At 72.1% G+C, this 19,242-nt stretch carries 16 protein-coding genes; 10 read left to right on the top strand and 6 right to left on the bottom strand.

Going from position 1 to position 19,242, the window contains the following annotated elements:
• Window positions 1-246 precede the first annotated feature (246 nt).
• The 6 genes from OG892_RS19065 (at window position 247) to OG892_RS19090 (ending at window position 11,651) form a co-directional block, all read left to right on the top strand.
• Window positions 247-906, top strand: coding sequence for a hypothetical protein (locus OG892_RS19065; RefSeq protein WP_371629785.1), 660 nt, complete (start codon window positions 247-249; stop codon window positions 904-906).
• Between the two features lie 207 nt (window positions 907-1,113).
• Window positions 1,114-3,213, top strand: a complete 2,100-nt coding sequence (locus OG892_RS19070; protein WP_371629786.1) for a flotillin family protein — start codon at window positions 1,114-1,116, stop codon at window positions 3,211-3,213.
• 374 nt (window positions 3,214-3,587) lie between these two features.
• Window positions 3,588-8,531, top strand: coding sequence for a DNA repair ATPase (locus OG892_RS19075; protein ID WP_371629787.1), 4,944 nt, complete (start codon window positions 3,588-3,590; stop codon window positions 8,529-8,531).
• 49 nt (window positions 8,532-8,580) lie between these two features.
• Window positions 8,581-10,632: an NAD-binding protein gene (locus tag OG892_RS19080; RefSeq protein ID WP_371629788.1), complete on the top strand. Its 2,052-nt coding sequence runs from the start codon at window positions 8,581-8,583 to the stop codon at window positions 10,630-10,632.
• Window positions 10,633-10,794: 162 nt separating this feature from the next.
• Window positions 10,795-11,145: an antibiotic biosynthesis monooxygenase gene (locus OG892_RS19085; protein WP_073733387.1), complete on the top strand. Its 351-nt coding sequence runs from the start codon at window positions 10,795-10,797 to the stop codon at window positions 11,143-11,145.
• 80 nt (window positions 11,146-11,225) lie between these two features.
• The gene (locus OG892_RS19090; RefSeq protein WP_371629789.1) at window positions 11,226-11,651 is read left to right on the top strand and encodes a DUF4267 domain-containing protein; all 426 of its coding nucleotides are present in this window, start codon (window positions 11,226-11,228) and stop codon (window positions 11,649-11,651) included.
• Between the two features lie 57 nt (window positions 11,652-11,708).
• On the opposite strand, the gene trpS is transcribed toward OG892_RS19090, so the two are convergent.
• The 4 genes from trpS to OG892_RS19110 all read right to left on the bottom strand — a co-directional run bounded on the left by trpS (window position 11,709) and on the right by OG892_RS19110 (window position 14,845).
• On the bottom strand, window positions 11,709-12,791 hold the full coding sequence (gene trpS, locus OG892_RS19095) for a tryptophan--tRNA ligase (RefSeq protein ID WP_371629790.1): 1,083 nt from the start codon (window positions 12,789-12,791) through the stop codon (window positions 11,709-11,711).
• 258 nt (window positions 12,792-13,049) lie between these two features.
• On the bottom strand, window positions 13,050-13,409 hold the full coding sequence (locus tag OG892_RS19100; protein WP_371629791.1) for a hypothetical protein: 360 nt from the start codon (window positions 13,407-13,409) through the stop codon (window positions 13,050-13,052).
• Window positions 13,406-13,885, bottom strand: a complete 480-nt coding sequence (locus tag OG892_RS19105; protein ID WP_371629792.1) for a hypothetical protein — start codon at window positions 13,883-13,885, stop codon at window positions 13,406-13,408. The genes OG892_RS19100 and OG892_RS19105 overlap by 4 nt, the downstream gene beginning before the upstream one ends.
• Window positions 13,886-13,954: 69 nt before the next feature.
• Window positions 13,955-14,845 carry an NAD(P)-dependent oxidoreductase gene (locus OG892_RS19110; protein WP_371629793.1) on the bottom strand — a complete coding sequence of 297 codons (891 nt, stop codon included), beginning with the start codon at window positions 14,843-14,845 and terminating at the stop codon, window positions 13,955-13,957.
• Between the two features lie 76 nt (window positions 14,846-14,921).
• Between OG892_RS19110 and OG892_RS19115 the strand changes: the two genes are divergently transcribed.
• Complete coding sequence (locus tag OG892_RS19115; RefSeq protein WP_073733383.1) at window positions 14,922-15,290, top strand: helix-turn-helix domain-containing protein; 369 nt, start codon at window positions 14,922-14,924, stop codon at window positions 15,288-15,290.
• A gap of 13 nt (window positions 15,291-15,303) precedes the next feature.
• Here OG892_RS19115 and OG892_RS19120 read toward each other — a convergent pair whose 3' ends face one another.
• Entirely contained in the window at window positions 15,304-15,498 is a 195-nt protein-coding gene (locus OG892_RS19120) for a DUF6126 family protein (RefSeq protein WP_073733382.1), read from the bottom strand.
• Window positions 15,499-15,655: 157 nt separating this feature from the next.
• Between OG892_RS19120 and OG892_RS19125 the strand changes: the two genes are divergently transcribed.
• From OG892_RS19125 to OG892_RS19135, 3 genes are all read left to right on the top strand, one after another.
• On the top strand, window positions 15,656-16,765 hold the full coding sequence (locus OG892_RS19125; protein WP_371629794.1) for an LLM class flavin-dependent oxidoreductase: 1,110 nt from the start codon (window positions 15,656-15,658) through the stop codon (window positions 16,763-16,765).
• A 4-nt stretch (window positions 16,766-16,769) separates the two neighbouring features.
• Window positions 16,770-17,423, top strand: coding sequence for an FMN reductase (locus OG892_RS19130; protein WP_371629795.1), 654 nt, complete (start codon window positions 16,770-16,772; stop codon window positions 17,421-17,423).
• 117 nt (window positions 17,424-17,540) lie between these two features.
• Window positions 17,541-17,963, top strand: coding sequence for a universal stress protein (locus tag OG892_RS19135; protein ID WP_073733380.1), 423 nt, complete (start codon window positions 17,541-17,543; stop codon window positions 17,961-17,963).
• A gap of 126 nt (window positions 17,964-18,089) precedes the next feature.
• On the opposite strand, the gene OG892_RS19140 is transcribed toward OG892_RS19135, so the two are convergent.
• Window positions 18,090-19,220 (bottom strand): MerR family transcriptional regulator, encoded by a 1,131-nt coding sequence (locus OG892_RS19140; protein ID WP_371629796.1) that lies wholly within the window; start codon window positions 19,218-19,220, stop codon window positions 18,090-18,092.
• Window positions 19,221-19,242: the final 22 nt, after the last annotated feature.

The following is a 19,242-nucleotide window of genomic DNA, read 5'->3' on the forward strand; positions in this document are numbered from 1 at the left end:
CGGTGCCCGGCATCGAGGACGGAGAAAGATTGCCGTACTCCGGCAATGCGACGGCCCGTCACCGGATGGCACGATCCGGTCAGCACCAACCGGGGGACCACGGGGGAAACACGGGGGTGCTACGGGGGACGGGGGACGACCCGGCTGCTGCGGTACCGCTCCGGCGGTACCGCGGCACCGCGGTCATCGCCGGACCGCGCGCAGACGCCGGCAAGTCCTGTCGGCGGGACGGCAGGGGGTGGAACCATGAGTGAGTTCCTGACAGCGACGTTGTCCTTCCCGGCCGTTCTCTTCGCCGCCGCGCTCGTCGTCGTCATCGCCTTCTGGCTGCTCGTGCTGGCCGGGGCCGCCGACCACCACTCGTTCGACGCGGACCTCGACGCCGATCTGGCCGGGGTCGGCGGTGTGCCGGTCACCGTCTCGGTGTCCGTCATGGTGACCGTCGCCTGGTTCGCCTCGCTGACCGGTTCGGTGCTGCTGCACCGCAGCACGGTCACCGGTACTCCCCGGGCCGCGCTCGCGCTCGGCATCCTGGCCGGCGCGCTGCTGATCGCCTGGGCCGTGGTGCGGGTGCTGGTGCACCACTTCCGCCGCTTCTTCCCTGACCAGCCTCCGCCATCGCGCCAGGACTTCCTGGGCCGGGTGTGCACGGTCCGTACCGGTTCCGTCGGTCCGGACTTCGGCCAGGCCGAGGTCGCCTCGGCCGACGGGTCCACCGCGATCGTGCAGGTCAGGCAGTTGCGCCCGGCCGACGCGGAGCTGACCTCCGGGAGTTCCGGGCTGCTGTACGCGTACGACGAGGCGGGCGAGTTCTTCTGGGTCTCGCCGTACGACAAGGCCCTCGACCCGGGGCCGCCGCAGCCACTGCCCGCGCACCGGCGCACCGCACCCGGCCGCACCGGCTGAGCCCTGCCGCGTCTGCCGCATGCGCGTACCGCGCGCCGCACGGTCGGTCTCCGCTGCCGTGTCCAGTGCCCGTGTCCGCCGCACGTCTTCGCCGCACGTCTTCGCCGTACGTCTGTGCTGCCGCTACCCGCTCGCCGGGGTGCTGAGCCGCGCACCCCACCGCCCCATACCTCTCATTTCCCGTACCACCAGCCGCCAAGGACTGTCATGGAAGCCATCTCCTTGGGCCTCGGCCTGCTCATCGCCGTGGTCCTGCTCATCGCGATCGCCCTGCTGCTGATCGTCACCCGGCTCTTCCGCAAGGTCGAGCAGGGCAAGGCCCTGATCATCTCCAAGACCAAGAAGGTCGACGTGACCTTCACCGGTGCCGTCGTCCTGCCGGTGCTGCACAAGGCCGAATCGATGGACATCTCGGTGAAGACCATCGAGATCCGGCGCACCGGGCGCGAGGGCCTGATCTGCCAGGACAACATCCGCGCCGACATCCACATCACGTTCTTCGTGCGGGTCAACAAGACCGTCGAGGACGTCATCAAGGTCGCCCAGGCCATCGGGACGGAACGGGCCAGCGACAAGGTCGCGATCCAGGAGTTCTTCGCCGCGAAGTTCTCCGAGGCGCTCAAGACCGTCGGCAAGCAGCTGGACTTCGTCGACCTCTACACCAAGCGCGAGGAGTTCCGGGACCGGATCATCCGGGTCATCGGCACCGATCTGAACGGCTACCACCTGGACGACGCCGCGATCGACTTCCTTGAGCAGACGCCGATGACGCAGCTGGACGGCGCCAACATCCTTGACGCGCAGGGCATTCGGAAGATCACCGAGCTGACCGCGATCGAGCACGTACGCACCAACGAGTACCAGCGCACCGAGCAGAAGGAGATCACCCGGCAGGACGTGGACGCCCGGGAGACCATCCTGGAGCTGGAGCGCCGCCAGGCCGAGGCCGAGATCAAGCAGCGCCGCGAGGTCGAGACGCTGCGGGCCCGCGAGGAGGCGGTGACCGCCCGGGTCCAGGAGGAGGAACGCCTCGGCGCGCAGGGCGCGTTCATCAAGACCGAGGAGCAGCTCGGCATCCAGCGGGAGAACCAGGCGCGGGAGATCGCGGTCGCGCAGAAGAACCGCGAGCGCGTCATCGCGGTGGAGAACGAGCGCATCGAGAAGGACCGGATGATCGAGGTCATCGGGCGCGAGCGGCAGACCGAGCTGAACCGGATCGCCGCGACGAAGGAGGTCGAGGCCGAGCGCCGCGAGGTCGCGGACGTGATCCGGGAGCGGATCGCGGTGGACCGTACGGTCGCCGAGCAGGAGGAGTCCATCAAGACGCTGCGGTCCGTCGAGGAGTCCGAGCGCACCCGCAAGTCGGTGATCATCGCCGCGGAGGCGGAGGCGCAGGAGCTGCTGGTCAAGGACATCAAGGCGGCGGAGGCCGCCGAGGCTTCGGCCACTCACCGGGCGGCCGAGCAGCTCACGCTCGCGGAGGCCCGGCTGAAGACGGCCGATCTGGACGCCCGCGCGAAGCTGCGGCTGGCCGAGGGTGTCCAGGCGGAGTCGGCGGCACCCGGTCTCGCGGACGTGCAGGTGCGGGACGCGGCGGCCGAGGTCATCGAGAAGACCGGGCGTGCCGAGGCCGAGGCGACGTCCGCCCGGCTCAGGGCAGAGGCGGAGGGCGCGCGGCTCAAGGCGCTGGCCGAAGCGGAGGGTACGCAGGCCCAGGCGACGGCGGACGCGGCGATGATCGGCGAGAAGCTGAAGGCCGAGGCGGCGGGGCTCACCGACAAGGCGGCCGCGATGGCCGCCCTGGACGACGCGTCGCGCGGGCACGAGGAGTACCGGCTGCGTCTTGAGGCGGAGAAGGAGATCCGGCTCGCCGGGCTCGATGTGCAGCGGCAGGTCGCCGAGGCGCAGGCGACGATCGTGTCGGCCGGGCTGGAGAACGCGGACATCGACATCGTCGGCGGGGAGTCGGTCTTCTTCGACCGGCTGGTCTCGTCCATCTCCATGGGCAAGAGCCTCGACGGCTTCGTCGGGAACTCGGACACGGCGAAGGCGCTTGCCGGGCCGTGGCTGAACGGCACGTCGTCGTTCACGGACGACCTGACGAAGGTGCTGGGCTCCGTGTCGTCGGGTGATGTGCAGAACCTGACGGTGTCGGCGCTGCTGATGCGGATGATGGCGGCGCCGGGGGCGGGAGGCGTGGGTGCGGACCAGGTCCGCGAGCTGCTGGAGCACGCCCGCGCGCTGGGCCTCGCGGACCTGCCGCTGAACGGGGTCGCGCCCACGCGCAACGGTACGCCGGTCTCGTAGCCGGACCCGGTGTCCTCAATCGCCGGACGGGCTTGATCTCGGGCTCGCCCGCTCCGGCATCCCACCCCCGAGCAACGCCGTGTCCTCAATCGCCGGACGGGCTGGGGGTTGCCGGACCCCAAGCCCGGCAACAGCGTGCGAAACCGAGCCCGTCCGGCGATTGAGGACGGACCGCAGCCACGGCCCACCCGCACAGGCACAGTGAGACGCCCACCAGATCAAGCCCGTCCGGCGATTGAGGACGGACCGCAGCCACGGTCCACCCGCACGGGCACAGCGAAACGCCCACCAGATCAAGCCCGTCCGGCGATTGAGGACAAAGCCCGCCGCCCCCGGCGCCGTACATTCGCCCACCCCGTAAGGAGCCGCACCGCATGGACACCGGAACCCCGCCGCCCCCGGGCGGCCCCGTGGAGGCCGGGGCCTACGACGTGCTGCGGAGGCGGCTCGCCGCACAGGCCACCGAGCTGACCCGCAGGGCCGAGGCGCTCAACTCCCGCCGTACCGAGGAGTTCGGCTCCACCGCCCTGCGACTGCTCGGCGGCGACGAGCAGATCCGTACCGAGCAGCCCGCCACCCCCCGCGACCTCGTCGCACTCGGCGGCCACCTGCTCTTCGGCTTCCAACGCGGTCCGGGCCGGCGCGACGAGCCCGCCGTCGACGACGTACTCGCGCTGTACGACGCCGAGCTGGCCCCCGGCACGGACCCGCTCCTCACCGACGAGGCGTTCGTCCGCGAGTTCGACGGGCTGCACCGCTACTACCGCGACGCCCGGCTGCTGCGGCTGCGCCGTACCGACGGGCGGCTCCTCGCGGTGTTCCGGACCGGCGAGAGCGCGAAGGACATCCGGGTCCTGCGCTGGGCGCTCGACGCGGACGGCTCGCCCGGCGCGTTCCTGGACGCCAGGGGCGAGCGCGACCACGTGTTCCCGCCGTCGCACGACTTCACCTGGACCGTGGCCGGGCGCGAGGCCCACATCCCGGGCCCGCACCCGCACATCGCGATCGGGGGGACGGGCGACGGCGGCGACGCGCGGCTGTTCGTCTCCACCCTCGGCGGCCACCTCACCGTCAAGACAGACAACGACACGGACACCCCGGACGGGATCTATCAGGAGCCGGTCACCGAGCCGCTGCAGTCGCTCGCGGACGCCGAGGTCGAGTACGCCGAGCTGGGCCCGCTGGTCCTGCTCCGCGTCCGCCCGTACAAGGAGGAGGCCGCCCGCCACCTCGTGTTCAACGCGCTCCTCGGCACGGTGCGGCGGCTGGACGGCATCGGCCCGGCCTGCCACCGGCTCCCGGAGGACCAGGGGATCATCTTCCCCGGCGGCTTCTACCTGACCACGGGCGCCGCCAAGACCTTCGACATCGCGCGACCGCTCAGCGAGCCGGTCTTTGAGGGGGCCGTCCGCTCCCCCAACGGAGAGGACGTGCTCTACGCGTTCCGCTCCGGGGACGGGGACGACTGCCGCAGCCTGCTGCTCCCGTACAACGTGATCCGCCAGGAGGTCGCCACCCCGCTCCAGGGCCGGGGCCACGCCCTGCTCGACGACGGGACGCTCGTCCTCCTGCGGGACCCGGTGGAGGGCCCGGACGCCGGACCGGCGCGGGTCCACCCCCTGCAGCGCTGGCAGACGCCGTACGTCTCCGACACCTACGCCGCCTCCCGCCCCGCCGGCACCGGCCCGCTGGCCCGGATCGGCAACGCCGACCTGGTGCGTGGCATCTCCGACTGCCTCGCGCTCGCGCACAGCGCGGACGGGACCACCCCGACCAGCGCGGTCTACGCGCGGCTGGTGGCCGACTGCACCCGCGCGACCGACCGCTACCACTGGCTGGGCGACACCGAACTCGGCGATCTGGCCGAGCCGTTGACCGCGCTTCGCGACACCGCGCAGCAGGTCCTCTCGGAGTTCGAGGGCGTCCAGGAACTCACCCGGCAGGCCGCAGAGGCGCTCGACGCGGGCGCGGAGCGGATCAGCGCGCTGGTGCGCCGGGTACGCGGCGAAGCCCCGCAGTCCGCCGCCGACTGGGTGGCCCGGCTCACCGAACTCCGGGGCGCGCACGGCCATCTGGCCACCCTGGGCGAGATGCGGTACGCGGACACCGAGCGGATCGCGGAGCTCACCGCCGCCACCGCGGACGACCTCGCCTCCGCAGGGCGGCGCGCGGTCGCGTTCCTGGCCAGGGACGACGCGTTCGCCGGCTACCACGCGGACATCGCCCGCCTCACCGAGGAGGCGTCGGCGCTCGCCACCGTGAGCGACGCCGCCGCGCTCGGTGACCGGCTGACGGGGATGACGGACGGGCTGAGCACCGTCACGGACGTCGTCGCCGGGCTGGACATCGGTGACGGCGTGGTCCGCACCTCGATCCTGGAGCGGATCGCGGAGGTGCTCGGCGGGGTGAACCGGGTCCGTGCCGTCCTGGACGCCCGCCGCCGCGAGCTCCTGGACCACGAGGGCCGGGCCGAGTTCGCCGCCGAGTTCGCCCTGCTGGGACAGGCGGTGACGGGCGCGCTGGCCGCCGCCGCCACGCCGGAGGCCTGCGACGAGCAGCTCGCGCGGCTGCTGCTCCAGCTGGAGAACCTGGAGGCGCGGTTCACCGAGTTCGACGACTTCCTGACCGCGCTGGGCGAGCGGCGGACGGAGGTGTACGAGGCGTTCTCCGCCCGCAGGCAGACCCTTCAGGACGCCCTCGCCCGCCGTACCGAACGCCTCGCCCAGTCCGCCGCCCGGGTGCTGGACACCGTCTCCCGGCGCAGCGCCGCACTGCCGGACGTGGACGCCGTCCACACCTACTTCGCCTCCGACCCGATGGTCGCCAAGGTCCGCCGCACCGCCGCCGAACTGCGCGAACTCGGTGACGCGGTACGGGCGGAGGAGCTGGACGGGCAGCTGCTCGCGGCCCGCCAGGAGGCAGGACGGGCGCTGCGCGACCGCAGCGAGCTGTACGCGGACGGCGGGGCCACCATCCGGCTGGGCCGGCACCGGTTCGCGGTGAACACCCAGCCGTTCGATCTGACGCTGGTCCCCCAGGGCGACGGGCTCGCGTTCGCCGTCACCGGTACGGACTACCGGATGCCGGTGACGGACCCGGACTTCGGTGCGACGCGCCCGTACTGGGACCAGCAGCTGCCCTCCGAGTCCCCGTCCGTCTACCGGGGCGAGCACCTGGCCGCCCGGCTGCTCGCCGAGCACGGAGCGGACCGGCTGACCTCGTTGGATGCGGCCGAACTAGGCTCCCTCGTAAGGGAGTCAGCAGCCGACGCGTACGACGAGGGGTATCAGCGCGGTGTCCACGACGAGGACGCCACCGCGATCCTGACCGTGCTGCTGCGGCTGCGCGCCGGGGCCGGGCTGCTGCGCTGCCCGCCCGCCGTCCGGGCCGCCGCCCAGCTGTTCTGGGCGCACGGTACGGACGAGGCCCGGCGGACCTCCTGGACGCTGCGGGCCCGTTCGCTGGCCCGCGCCCGCGACACCTTCGGGCTCGCCCCGGCCGTCGCCGCGCTCCAGGAGGAATGGGCCGACGCCATCGGGGGCGAGGGCGCGCGAGCCGTCGCCGGGTACCTCTTCGAGGAGCTGACGAGCGGCCCGGAGGGGTTCGTGACCAGCGCCTCGGTCCGCACCTTCCTGGACAAGTTCCGCCGCACGACCGGCACTTCGGCGTACGACGAGGACCTCGCGGCGCTCGGGGACGATCTGCCCGCCCGCCGCCAGCTCGTCGAGGGCTGGCTCGCCTCCTACTCCCGCGCGAGCGGCGCGGAGCTGGACGCGGGCGACCTCGCGGAGGCCGTCGCCGTGGAGCTGTGCCCGGAACCGGCCGTCCGCCGGTACGAGGGCGAGGCCCCGCTCACCGCGACCGTGGAGGGGCTCCTCGGCGTCCACCCGCGCATCGACCGGGGCAGGCTTCCGGTCCGGATCGACGAACTCCTCTGCCGGACCGACGAGTTCCGCGAGGTCACCGTCCCCGGCTTCCGCGCCTACCAGCGCCGGCGCACCGCGCTGGCCTCGGCCGAGCGGGCCCGGCTGCGGCTGGACGACCACCGGCCGCGCGTGATGTCCGCGTTCGTCCGCAACCGGCTGCTCGACGAGGTGTACCTGCCGCTGATCGGGGACAGCCTCGCCAAGCAGCTCGGCACGGCGGACGCCGACCGGCGCACGGATTCGCAGGGACTGCTGCTGCTCGTGTCGCCGCCCGGCTACGGCAAGACGACGCTGATGGAGTACGTGGCAGACCGGCTCGGCATGGTCCTGGTGAAGATCAGCGGACCGAACCTGGGCCACGACGTGACGTCGCTGGACCCCGCGCAGGCGCGGAGCGCGACCGCGCGCCAGGAGATCGAGAAGATCAACTTCGCGCTGGAGGCGGGCAACAACACCCTGCTCTACCTCGACGACATCCAGCACACCTCACCGGAACTGCTCCAGAAGTTCATCCCGCTCTGCGACGCCACCCGCCGGATCGAGGGGGTGCGGGACGGCGAGCCGCGCAGCTACGACCTGCGGGGCAAGCGGTTCGCGGTGTGCATGGCGGGCAACCCGTACACCGAGTCCGGGGAGCAGTTCCGGATTCCCGACATGCTCGCCAACCGGGCCGACGTGTGGAACCTCGGCGAGGTGCTGAGCGGCCGGGAGGACGTTTTCGCGCTGAGCTTCGTGGAGAACGCGCTGACCGCGAACCCGGTACTGGCCCCGCTCGCCGGACGCTCCCGCGAGGACCTGGCGCTGCTGCTGCGGCTCGCCGCCGGTACGGAACCCGCCGCCGCCGCGAACCGGTTGCAGCACCCGTACGCGCCCGCCGAGGTGGAGCGCGTCGTGGCCGTGCTGCGCCATCTGCTCACCGCCCGGGACACCGTTCTCGCGGTCAACGCCGCCTACATCGCCTCGGCGGCACAGACGGACGCGACGCGCACGGAGCCGCCGTTCCGGCTTCAGGGCTCGTACCGCAACATGAACCGGATCGCGGAGCGGATCGTGCCCGTGATGAACGACGCCGAACTGTCCGACGTCATCGACGACCACTACGCGGGCGAGGCCCAGACGCTCACCACGGGCGCGGAGGCCGCTCTGCTGAAGCTCGCGGCGCTGCGCGGCACGCTCGGTCCGGAGCGGGCCGCCCGCTGGTCCGCGATCACCGCCGGTTACGTCCGCACCCAGGCGCTCGGCGGCCCGGACGGCGACCCCGTGACCCGTGCGGTGGCGGCGCTCGGGCTGCTCGCGGACCGGATCGCGGCGGTGGAGACGGCGATCAGCCGGGCGGCCGATCCCCGCCAACTCCTCGCCCGGCCACCGTCCGGGACACTCGGGGACGGGTAACAGCGGCGATCACGCGGACAGGCCCTGGGGCCTCCGGAAGGGAACAGGCATGCTGGGTCATGTGACCCCACTACCGCAGCAGCCCCAACGCTCCCCGTTCTCCGGCCACATGGTCGTCTGCGGGGACGACGCGCTCGCCCAGCGGCTCGCCGTGGAACTGCGCTACGTCTACGGGGAGCGGGTCACCCTCGTCCTGCCGCCGGGGCCCGATCCGAGGCGGCCGGAGGTGGCGCTGACCGGGCGCGGGCGGGCGGCGGCCCTGTTCGGCCGGATGTCGTCGGCGATGAGCCGCAACGGCGGGAACGGCGCCGACAGCGGCTCCGGGAACGGCTCCGGAAACGGCTCCGGGAACGGCGACAGTGACACCAACGCCGGGGTGGAGGCGGTGCGCATCCTCCAGGCGCACGAGCCGTCCGACGAGGCGCTGGAGGAGGCCGGTGTCGACACGGCCGCCGCGCTCGCCCTGGTCTACGACGACGACGAGCGCAACATCCGCGCCGCGCTGACCGCCCGCCGGCTCAACCCCCGCGTCCGGCTGGTGATCCGGCTCTACAACCGCAAGCTCGGCCAGCACCTGGAGGCCCTGCTCGACCAGGCGGCCGCCGTCGCCTCTCCTGGGCTCGACCCCACCGCGCTGGACGCCTCCACCACCGTCCTGTCCGACGCGGACACCGCCGCCCCCGCCCTCGCGGCGACCGCGCTCTCCGGATCCAGCAAGGTGATCCGGGCGGAGGGCCTGCTGCTCCGGGCCGCCGAACGCACCCCGCCCCGGGACGGCCAGGTCGCGGACCCGGGACTGTGCACCCTGGCCCTGCTCTCCTCCACCACCCACGACCCGGCGGGCACGGAGGGCTCCGACAGCAGCGGCGACGAGGGCCCCCGGCTGCTGCCCGACCAGACCGAGGTGGCCGCGGCGACCGGGCGCGGCACCATCGTCCTGGAGGCGGTCAGCCGCAACGGCGCGGACGCGCGGACGCCGCGGATGGGGGGCAGGAGCGCACCGCTGAGCCAGTTCTTCTCGCGCCGGCTGCGCTGGTCCGCGCTGGGGGTCGGCACGGCCGTCCTCGGGCTCGCGGTGGCGTCCACGTTCACCACCGGGGACAAGCCGCTGCACGCGGTGTACCTGACCCTGCTCGACCTGTTCGCGATGGGTGACCCGGCCATCGGTGACCCCACGGCCCGCCAGATCATTCAAATCCTGTCCGGTGTCGCCGGGTTGATGCTGCTGCCGCTGTTGGTGGCCGGGGTGCTGGAGGCCTTCGGTTCGCTCCGCACCGCCTCCTCGCTGCGCCGCCCGCCGCGCGGCCTGTCCGGGCACGTGGTGCTGCTGGGCCTCGGCAAGATCGGCACCCGCGTCCTGGTCCAGCTCCGCGAACTGGGCATCCCGGTGGTCTGCGTGGAGGACGACCCGGACGCGCGGGGCATCCCGGTGGCCCGGCGGCTGCACGTGCCGGTGGTCATCGGGGACGTCACGCAGGAGGGCGTACTGGAGGCGGCGAAGATCCGGCGTTCCCGCGCGCTGCTCGCCCTGACCAGCATCGACACCACCAACCTGGAGGCCGCGCTGTACGCCCGCTCGGTCAAGCCGGACCTGCGGGTGACGCTGCGCCTGTTCGACGACGAGTTCGCCACCGCCGTCTACCGCACCCTGCGCACGGCCCACCCGCAGGCGCTGACCCGCTCCCGCTCGGTCTCCCATCTGGCCGCGCCGTCTTTCGCGGTCGCCATGATGGGCCGGCAGATCCTGGGCGCGGTGCCGGTCGAGCGGAAGGTGATGCTGTTCGCCGCGGTCGAGGTGGCCGGGCACCCGCAGCTGGAGGGCCGGACGGTGGAGCAGGCGTTCCGGTCCGGCGCGTGGCGGGTCCTCGCCCTGGACGTCGCCCCGCCCGCCGACCGCCGCCCGGACCTGGCGGCGCCCGTCCCGCCCCCGCAGGCACCGGGCGCCGGCACCGGTACCGGCGCGGAGCAGCAGCCCGGCGGCCTGGTGTGGAACCTGCACCCCGGTTACGTACTCCAGCCCACCGACCGGGTGGTCATCGCCGCCACCCGCCGCGGCCTTGCCGAACTGCTGCGCAGGCGGAGCTCGTTGACGAACCGCTGACGTCGAGGCCCTTCCCCGAGGGGCCCGCCGGGAACCCTCACCGCCGCCCGCGACCCGTGCAGTCTTCCCTCACCCTTGACAGGTGGGTGAGTGCTCACTCACTCTATGAGGAGCAGGGGTGAGTGAGTACTCACCCACCAATGGTGAAGGGAAGCGCAGAAGATGTTCAACCTGCAGAGTCTCGACCCGCAGACGCCGATGTTCGCGCAGTTCAAGGAGAAGACCGGGCCCATCGTCCTGGCCAACACCTTTCTGGTCCCGAAGGAGAGCGCGGAGGCGTTCCTGCCCCTCTTCAGGAGGCAGGCGGAGTTCATGATGACTCAGCCGGGCTTCGTCTCCCTGCGGATGCACCGGGGGACAGGGGACAGCCGACTGCTGATGAACGTCGCGGTCTGGGAGTCGACGGAGGCGCTCGCCACGGCGTTCGGCAGCCCGGAATTCCAGCGCATGGCGGCCGAGTTCCCCGACGACGTCGTGGCGTACCCGCACATCTTCGAGCAGATCGACGTCTGACACGGCAGCCGTGGCCGGGAACAGGGGCGGCCCGCGCCGGGGCCGTCACCAAGCCCATGTGACTCGCAAGGAGAAGGAAAGTGCCGCTGAAGAAGATCAACACCGTCCTGGTCGCCGCCTTCGTCCTCTTCATTCTCTGGTTCGGGCTGGAGTTCGTCCTGAGCCCGGAGACGACGGCGCCGACGTTCGGCCTGCCGAGCTGGCCGTCCGGTGACGGCGGCGGCTTCCTGATCGTCAAGGGAAGCCGCGACATCGTCCTGGCCCTGGTCCTGGGCATCCTGCTGCTGACGGGCCACCGCCGGGCGCTGGGCTGGGTGCTGCTGGTGGAGGCGCTCGCCGCGTACGGCGACATGACCACCGTGCTGGCCCACCACGGCTCCGTGGCCACCGCGTTCGGCGTCCACTGCCTGACCGCGACGCTGATGGTGGTCACCGGACTGCTGGTGCTGCACGAGACCCGCGAGGTCGCGCCCGCCCCGGCGACGCCCGCCCCGCAGCCCGCCTGACGCCGTCGGTCGGGGTGGTCCGGGTCCCGGGCCACCCCGGCCGACGGCACTCATGGCTCACACCGCGATCCGCGTCCCGGCCGAGGCCCCCATCGCCTCCCGCACCTGTGTCAGGGTCGCGTCGGCGATGGTGTTGGCGCGCTCGTTGCCGGTCCGCAGCACGGACCGTACGTACCCCATGTCCCGTGCGTACTCGGCCCGTCGGGCGCGCATCGGTGCCAGCCGGGTGTTGACCGCGTCGGTCACCGTCCGCTTCAGGGCGGCCGCGCCCCCGCCGCCGATCTCCTCGGCCACGGTGTGCGGATCGCGGTCGAGGCAGAGGGCGGCCAGCAGCACCAGGCCGGACACGCCGGGCCGCCGCTCGGGGTCGTAGGTGATGTGCCGGTCCGCGTCCGTGGTGGCGCCCTTGATCAGCCGGGCCGTCTCGTCCGTGCCGGCGCCGAGCGCGATGGAGTTGGCGCGGCTCTTGCTCATCTTGGTGCCGTCGGTGCCGAGCAGTTGCGGAACGGCGGAGAGCAGCGCCTCGGGTTCCGGGAAGACGGGCCCGTACCGCTCGTCGAACCGCCTGGCGACGGTCCGGGCAACTTCGAGGTGGGGCAGCTGGTCCTTGCCGACCGGCACCAGATTGCCCTTGCAGAACAGGATGTCGGCCGCCTGATGGACCGGGTAGGTGAACATCAGGCCGCTGACGGAGTCCTGCCGGGAGTGCGCGATCTCGTCCTTGACCGTGGGGTTGCGGCCCAGCTCCGCGACCGAGACCAGGCTCAGGAACGGCAGCATCAGCTGGTTGAGCGCGGGTACGGCGCTGTGGTTGAAGATCACCGAGCGTTCCGGGTCGATGCCGACGGCCAGGTAGTCCAGCAGCAGCCCCTCCATCGTGGCGGTGAGCCGCTCGGCCACGTCCCGGTCGGTCAGCACCTGGTAGTCCGGAATGACGATGAACGTCTCCACCCCGAGGTCCTGGAGCCGCACCCGGTTGTGGAGCGTGCCGAAGTAGTGCCCGAGGTGGAGCGCCCCTGTGGGCCGGTCACCGGTCAGGACCCGGAATCTCTCCGGGTACCGCCGGATCCGCTCCTCCAGCGCGATGTCCGGTGCGGCGTCGGCGTCGGTCGCGGGCGTGGTCGTGATGGTCGTGGTCATGAGTGGTCTCTCCTCGCGTCGGTGTGTGCGTGGAGGACGGCCCCCCGGGCGGGAAGCCCGTACCGGAAGAGGGCACAGAAAAAGGGCCGTCCGTATCGAACGGCCCTGGTCCCGCGCAGAAGAGGTGGCCGCTCCTAGAAGGAGCGCCACCAGTTCCGGCACGGTACGGAGGTCATGGCGCGATGGTAACGCGCCATGACGCCCGCGTCACGGCACTTCGCGCCACCCCGGGCGCGGTCCGGCACCCTCCTGTCGGACTCACGACCGGTCCGTGGCCCGTGGGTGCCCTGTGCTCGCGAAGGTGATCCAGCAGGTGTCGGCGGCGGTGTCCAAGAGGTACCAGACGCGTCCACCCCCGGTCACCTCGATCTGCCACTGTTCGCAGGTCTGCCCCCGGTGGGTTCCGTGTGCCAGGCTGCCCTTCAGCCTGTGATGCCGGGGCACCTCGGCTGTCGGCCTCGGGTCCGTACGTATGGTGATCCAGGCGCGGTATGTGTTGCTGCGGGCCTGCCGGCCCAGGCTCTCCCAGCCCTTGGCCGCCGCCGCATCGGCGAACCGGACTTCCCACTGCCCTTCCGGCGCGGGAGGCGCTGCCCGGTCCCCGCGACCCACGCTCATGCGAGCTCTCGCGGGTCGGGCACCGGCCCGAAGTCCGCCTCCTGGTCCCTGGTCAGCGCGGCCAGCAGTTCGGGGTCGGAGTGGACCTCGGCGCTGTGCTGCCATGCGGTGAGCATCTGGGCGACTGAAGCGCTGTTGCCGATCGAATCGGCGGCGCGCATGGTGTCGACCAGTTCGACGGCGAACGCGTGGACGTCGGGTTCGGGCAGGAACCGGACCCAGGGGAACGCGTCCGGCAGTATGTCCAGAAGCAGCTCCATGCTGCCGGGCTCCCGTCGGGCCATGGCGGCGAGCATGCGCGTGGCGGCCGACACCACCCTCCGGTCCTGTTCGGCCCGCACCGCCGTGGTGAGGACCAGATCCTCGCCGTCCCTGCGGTGCAGCAGCAGCTGCGGTGACTCGTCCAGTCGGGCAAGGGTCTGCTTGTTCTTGTTCACCAACTCGGAGAAGTTCACAGCAGCACTCTGATTGCTCATGACTTTGAAACTACTTCGAAAGTCTCCATCCGGCTATCGCCCGCACGAGTGACACGGAATCAGTCCCCTTCACGCGCTCCGGAGCAGCCCGACCGTCCCCGCCAGGCCCTCGTCGCCGTGGCCCTGGGCCACCCGCCGCCGCATCAGGTCCATGTAAGGGGTGAGGAGCAGGGGGTCGACCGACTGGTCCGCCGCCGTGCCCAGGAGGGTGTCGTTGCCGGCCGCCATCATGGCGAGGTTGGAGACGACTCCTTCCGTGTAGTCGCCGCTCTCCAACTGGGCGGCCATCGTCGGCGCGGAGCCGGCCATGGCGCGCAGCCAGTCCGTGAGCAGGGCGGCGAACGCGGTCCGGTCGAGGTCCTTCTCGCCGGCCACCAGGGCGAAGGCGTGCGCGATGCCGGCGAACATGCCGGTCATCGCGCTGAGCAGGGCGACATCGTGCAGGGCGGCGTGGCCCGGGTCGCTGCCGGTGAACTTCGCCCCGGCGGGGGCCTCCAGCGTTGCGCGGTGGCGCTCGAACAGCGCGTGGTCGCCGCTGTAGAAGACGTAGCCGCCGGCCTCCGGGCGGCCGATCATCGGGGGTACGGCCATGATCCCGCCGTCCAGGAAGCGGGCCCCGCGCCCCTCGGTCCGGCGGGCCAGTTCCCGGGCCTGTTCCGGGGTGCTCGTGGTCAGGTTGACGATGTCCTTGCCGCCGAGGTCGACGCCGTCCAGGACCTCGGCCACGGAGGTGTCGTCCAGCAGGCAGAGCACCACGGGGCCGGTGGCCGGGGCGATCGCCGCGGCCGGGGTGGCCGCCGTGCGGGCGCCCTCGCGGGTCAGTGCGGCGGCCTTGGCCGGGGTGCGGTTCCAGACGGTCAGCGGGTGCCCGGCGGCCAGCCAGGCGTGGGCGAGGGCGGTGCCCATGTCACCGAGGCCGAGGAGGGTGACAGGAGCTCGGGAAGATGTGTCGTGGTCCATGCCCCCCAGGCTCGTATCCGCCCGGAACGCGATCAAGTACGCACTATTTTGTGGGTGGTTACCTTAAACTCAGCGGGTGACCCGGCGAGACGGCTACGTGTGCGGCATCGACGCGGCGATCGACGTGGTCGGCGGCAAGTGGAAGGTGCTCATCCTGTGGGCGCTGGATGTCGAACCCTGCCGGTTCGGTGAGCTGCGGCGCGCGCTTCCCGGCGTCACGGAGAAGGTCCTCGCCTCGCATCTTCGGGAGCTGGAGACGGCGGGCATCGTCTTCCGCGAGGAGGCCTTCGAGGGAGCGGTGCGCCGCGTCACGTACGGCCTCACCCCGCTCGGCACGTCCCTGAACGCGGCGCTGGCCCCGCTCGGGGCCTGGGGCCGGGAGCACCTGCTCGGCGGGCGGAGCCCGCACGCCGAAGGCACCGCAAGCACCGGAAGCCGGTCCTGATCCTCCCGGACGCTCACTTCTCGGCGTGCTCGCCCACGTAGAAGAGGATCCAGACGAAGCCCGCGAACAGATGCGTGGCGAAGATGTAGATGAAGACGCGCAGCGCGACGCCGCGTTCCTTCCAGGCCTCGCTGCCGCCGCCGTAGTCGCGCTCTTCCGTCCGCTCGGGACGCGGCGCGTCGTCGTCCGCGCGGCCGGTTCCGCTCATGTCCGCTCCCGTCGGTCCGGGGCTCCGGGCGGCCTCCGTACCCGTTCAGCGTACTCAGACCCCGCACCGGAGGGTCCCGTGGAATAGGGAGGTGGGGCACTCCGTTGTAGGGTGTGTTCACATAGTTCAATGTTCAACAATCTTGGAGGCGGGCGCCATGCAGTTCGGGATCTTCACCGTCGGGGACGTCACCACCGACCCGACGACCGGCCGGACACCGAGCGAGCACGAGCGGATCAAGGCCACCGTCGCCATCGCGCGGAAGGTGGAGGAGGTCGGCCTCGACGTCTTCGCGACCGGCGAGCACCACAACCCGCCGTTCGTCCCGTCCTCCCCCACGACCACCCTCGGCTACATCGCCGCCCGCACCGAGAACCTGATCCTGTCCACGTCCACGACGCTGATCACCACCAACGACCCGGTGAAGATCGCCGAGGACTACGCCACGCTCCAGCACCTCGCCGACGGCCGCGTCGACCTGATGATGGGCCGTGGGAACACCGGGCCGGTCTACCCCTGGTTCGGCAAGGACATCCGCCAGGGCATGCCGCTCGCCGTCGAGAACTACGCCCTGCTGCACAAGCTGTGGCGCGAGGACGTCGTCGACTGGGAGGGGAAGTTCCGTACGCCCCTGCAGTCCTTCACCGCGACCCCGCGCCCGCTGGACGGCGTGCCGCCGTTCGTCTGGCACGGCTCGATCCGCTCCCCGGAGATCGCGGAGCAGGCCGCGTACTACGGCGACGGCTTCTTCCACAACAACATCTTCTGGCCCATCGAGCACACCGCGAAGATGGTGAACCTCTACCGGCAGCGCTACGCCCACTACGGGCACGGCACCGCGGAGCAGGCCATCGTCGGACTCGGCGGCCAGGTGTTCATGCGGAAGAACTCGCAGGACGCGGTACGGGAGTTCCGCCCGTACTTCGACAACGCGCCGGTCTACGGGCACGGCCCCTCGATGGAGGACTTCACCCAGCAGACGCCGCTGACCGTCGGCTCCCCGCAGGAGGTCATCGAGCGGACGCTGTCCTTCCGGGACACCGTCGGTGACTACCAGCGCCAGTTGTTCCTGATGGACCACGCGGGGCTGCCGCTGAAGACCGTCCTGGAGCAGCTCGACATCCTCGGCGAGGAGGTCGTACCGGTGCTGCGCAAGGAGTTCGCCGCCCTGCGGCCTGCCGGGGTCCCCGAGTCCGCGCCCCTGCACCCGGCCGTCGTCGCCGCCACCGCCTCTGCCACCGCCCCTGCCACCGCGAAGGAGAGCTGACACCGTGTTCGCCACCGAACCACTGAGGATCGTCGCCGTCTCGGCCGGGCTGAGCAGCCCGTCCTCGACCCGGCTGCTGGCCGAGCGGCTGGCCGGGGCCGCCCGGGAGCGGCTGGAGGCCGAGCAGGACCGCCCGGTCGAGGTCCGGGTGATCGAGCTGCGTGACCTGGCCGTCGAGATCGCCAACCACCTGGTGACCGGGTTCCCCTCGGCCGCGCTGGAGGAAGCGATCGGCGCGGTGACGGGCTCGGACGGGCTGATCGCCGTCAGCCCGGTCTTCACCGCCTCCTACAGCGGGCTCTTCAAGTCGTTCTTCGACCTGGTCGAGAACACCGCGCTGACCGGGAAGCCCGTCGTCGTCGCCGCGACCGGCGGCACCGCCCGGCACTCGCTGGTGCTGGAGCACGCCATGCGCCCGCTCTTCGCCTACCTGCGGGCCGTCACGCTGCCGACGTCGGTGTACGCGGCGTCGGAGGACTGGGGCTCTTCTGGCGACGAGTACGCCGACGGCCTGCCGGCCCGGATCCGGCGCGCGGGCGGCGAGCTGGCGAGCGCGATCACCGGCGGCCGGGCCGTCTCCGGGGCGTCCAGGACCCTCGGCGTGGACGACGAGGTGGTCCCGTTCGAGCAGCAGCTCGCCGGTCTCGGGCGGGCCTGACCGACCCGGGCGCTGTGGTTTCGTCCGGTTTGACTACAGTTGGGCGGGAGGACGCGCCATGCGGAATCCGCACGGCGCACCCCCATGCAACCGAGCCGAACCGAGCTGGAGGCAGAGATGGGCAGGATCGTGGTGGGCGTTGACGGCTCCGAGTCGTCGATCAAGGCACTGCACTGGGCCGTACGCCAGGCGGAGCTGACCGGGGACACGGTCGAGGCCGTCAACAGCTGGGAGTACCCCGCCACCAGCTGGGCGTCCATGATGCCGGGCCTGCCGGAGGACTTCGATCCGCAGGCCATGGCCACCGTCTCGCTCACCGAGGCGCTGGAGGAGGCACTCGGCGCCGTGGGGGCCGCCGCGATCAGCAAGGTCGTGGTGATCGGCAACCCGGCGCAGTCCCTGCTGGACCGGGCCGAGGGCGCGAACCTGCTGGTGGTCGGCGCACGCGGATACAGCGGCTTCAAGGCCACCCTGCTCGGCTCGGTCAGCCTCCACGTCACCCAGCACGCGGCGTGCCCGGTGACGGTGGTCCGTAGCTGACGCCGGACATCGGCGCGGTTACGGAGTACGGGGCGGGCCCGCACGGTCATCACGACCGCGCGGGCCCGCCCCGTACCGTCACAGCGCAGTCATCGCATCACGCCTCTGCCGCCCCGCCCGCTGCCGTCACAGCGCCACCACGTCCGCCACCGCGCACGCCACGTTGTCGGGGGCGCCCGCAGCGGCGGCCAGCGCGAGCAGTTCGCGCACCGCCGTGCCGGGGCCGTCCGCCCCGGCGAGCACCCGGGCCAGTTCCGTACCGGTCACGACCGCCGAGAGCCCGTCGGAGCAGAGCAGATAGCGGTCATCGGGGCGGGCGTCCCGCACGTCCAGATCGGGTCCGGAGCCGGCCGGTCCGCCGCCGCCCAGCACCTTGAGCAGCAGCGCCCGCTGCGGGTGCGAGGCGGCCTCCTCCTCGGTGAGCGAGCCGTCGTCGATCATCGACTGGACCAGGCTGTGGTCGTGCGTGATCCGGAACAGCTCGCCGTCGCGCAGCAGATACGCCCGCGAGTCCCCGATGTGGACGAGCCCCAGCTGCGCGCCCGTCCACATCAGCGCGGTCAGCGTGGTCCCCGACTCGTCGGGCGTTCCGCTTCCGTCGCTGCCCGCCACCGCGTCCCGCACCGCCCGCGCGGCCTGCTCCGCCGCGTCGTGCAGGAGGTTCAGCAGCTCCGCGGCCGGTACCGCGCCCCGCGCCACCGGTTTCAGGGCCTCGATCGCCGCCGTGCTCGCCCGCGCACCGCCCGCGCCGAACCCGTCGGCGACGGCGAGCAGCCGGGCACCGGCGTACGCCGCGTCCTGGTTGGTCTCCCGCACCGCACCGGTCTCCGTGCGTGCCGCGTACCGGATTCCGAGCGTTCCCACCTGAGTCATGGCTTCCTCCGTCGACAGCTGGTCGATGAGGAAGGCCGCGAGATCGCGCCGGGCCGCCGTCTCGGCCTCGACCCGCGCCCAGTACGTCCGGATCGCCGCGGCGGCCGCGCCGTCGTCCAGCGCGATCACCTCTGTGATCCGGGCGAGCGGCATGCCGATCCGGCGGAGCCAGGCCACCAGCCGGGCCGTCCGCGCCTGCGCCGGGTCGTAGTACCGGTAGCCGTTGACCGGGTCGACCAGGACGGGCTCCAGCAGGCCCAGCTCGTCGTAGCGGCGCAGCGCCTTGGCGGACAGCCGGGAGAGCCGGGCGAACGCCCCGATCGTCATCAGCGCCGCTTCGGGCCGCCGCCCGTGCCACTGATCCGTCACCTCGTGCCTCCTCATACCGGGCGGTGCTCGCCCGGCA

This window comes from Streptomyces sp. NBC_00341, from assembly GCF_041435055.1.
Lineage (GTDB): Bacteria > Actinomycetota > Actinomycetes > Streptomycetales > Streptomycetaceae > Streptomyces.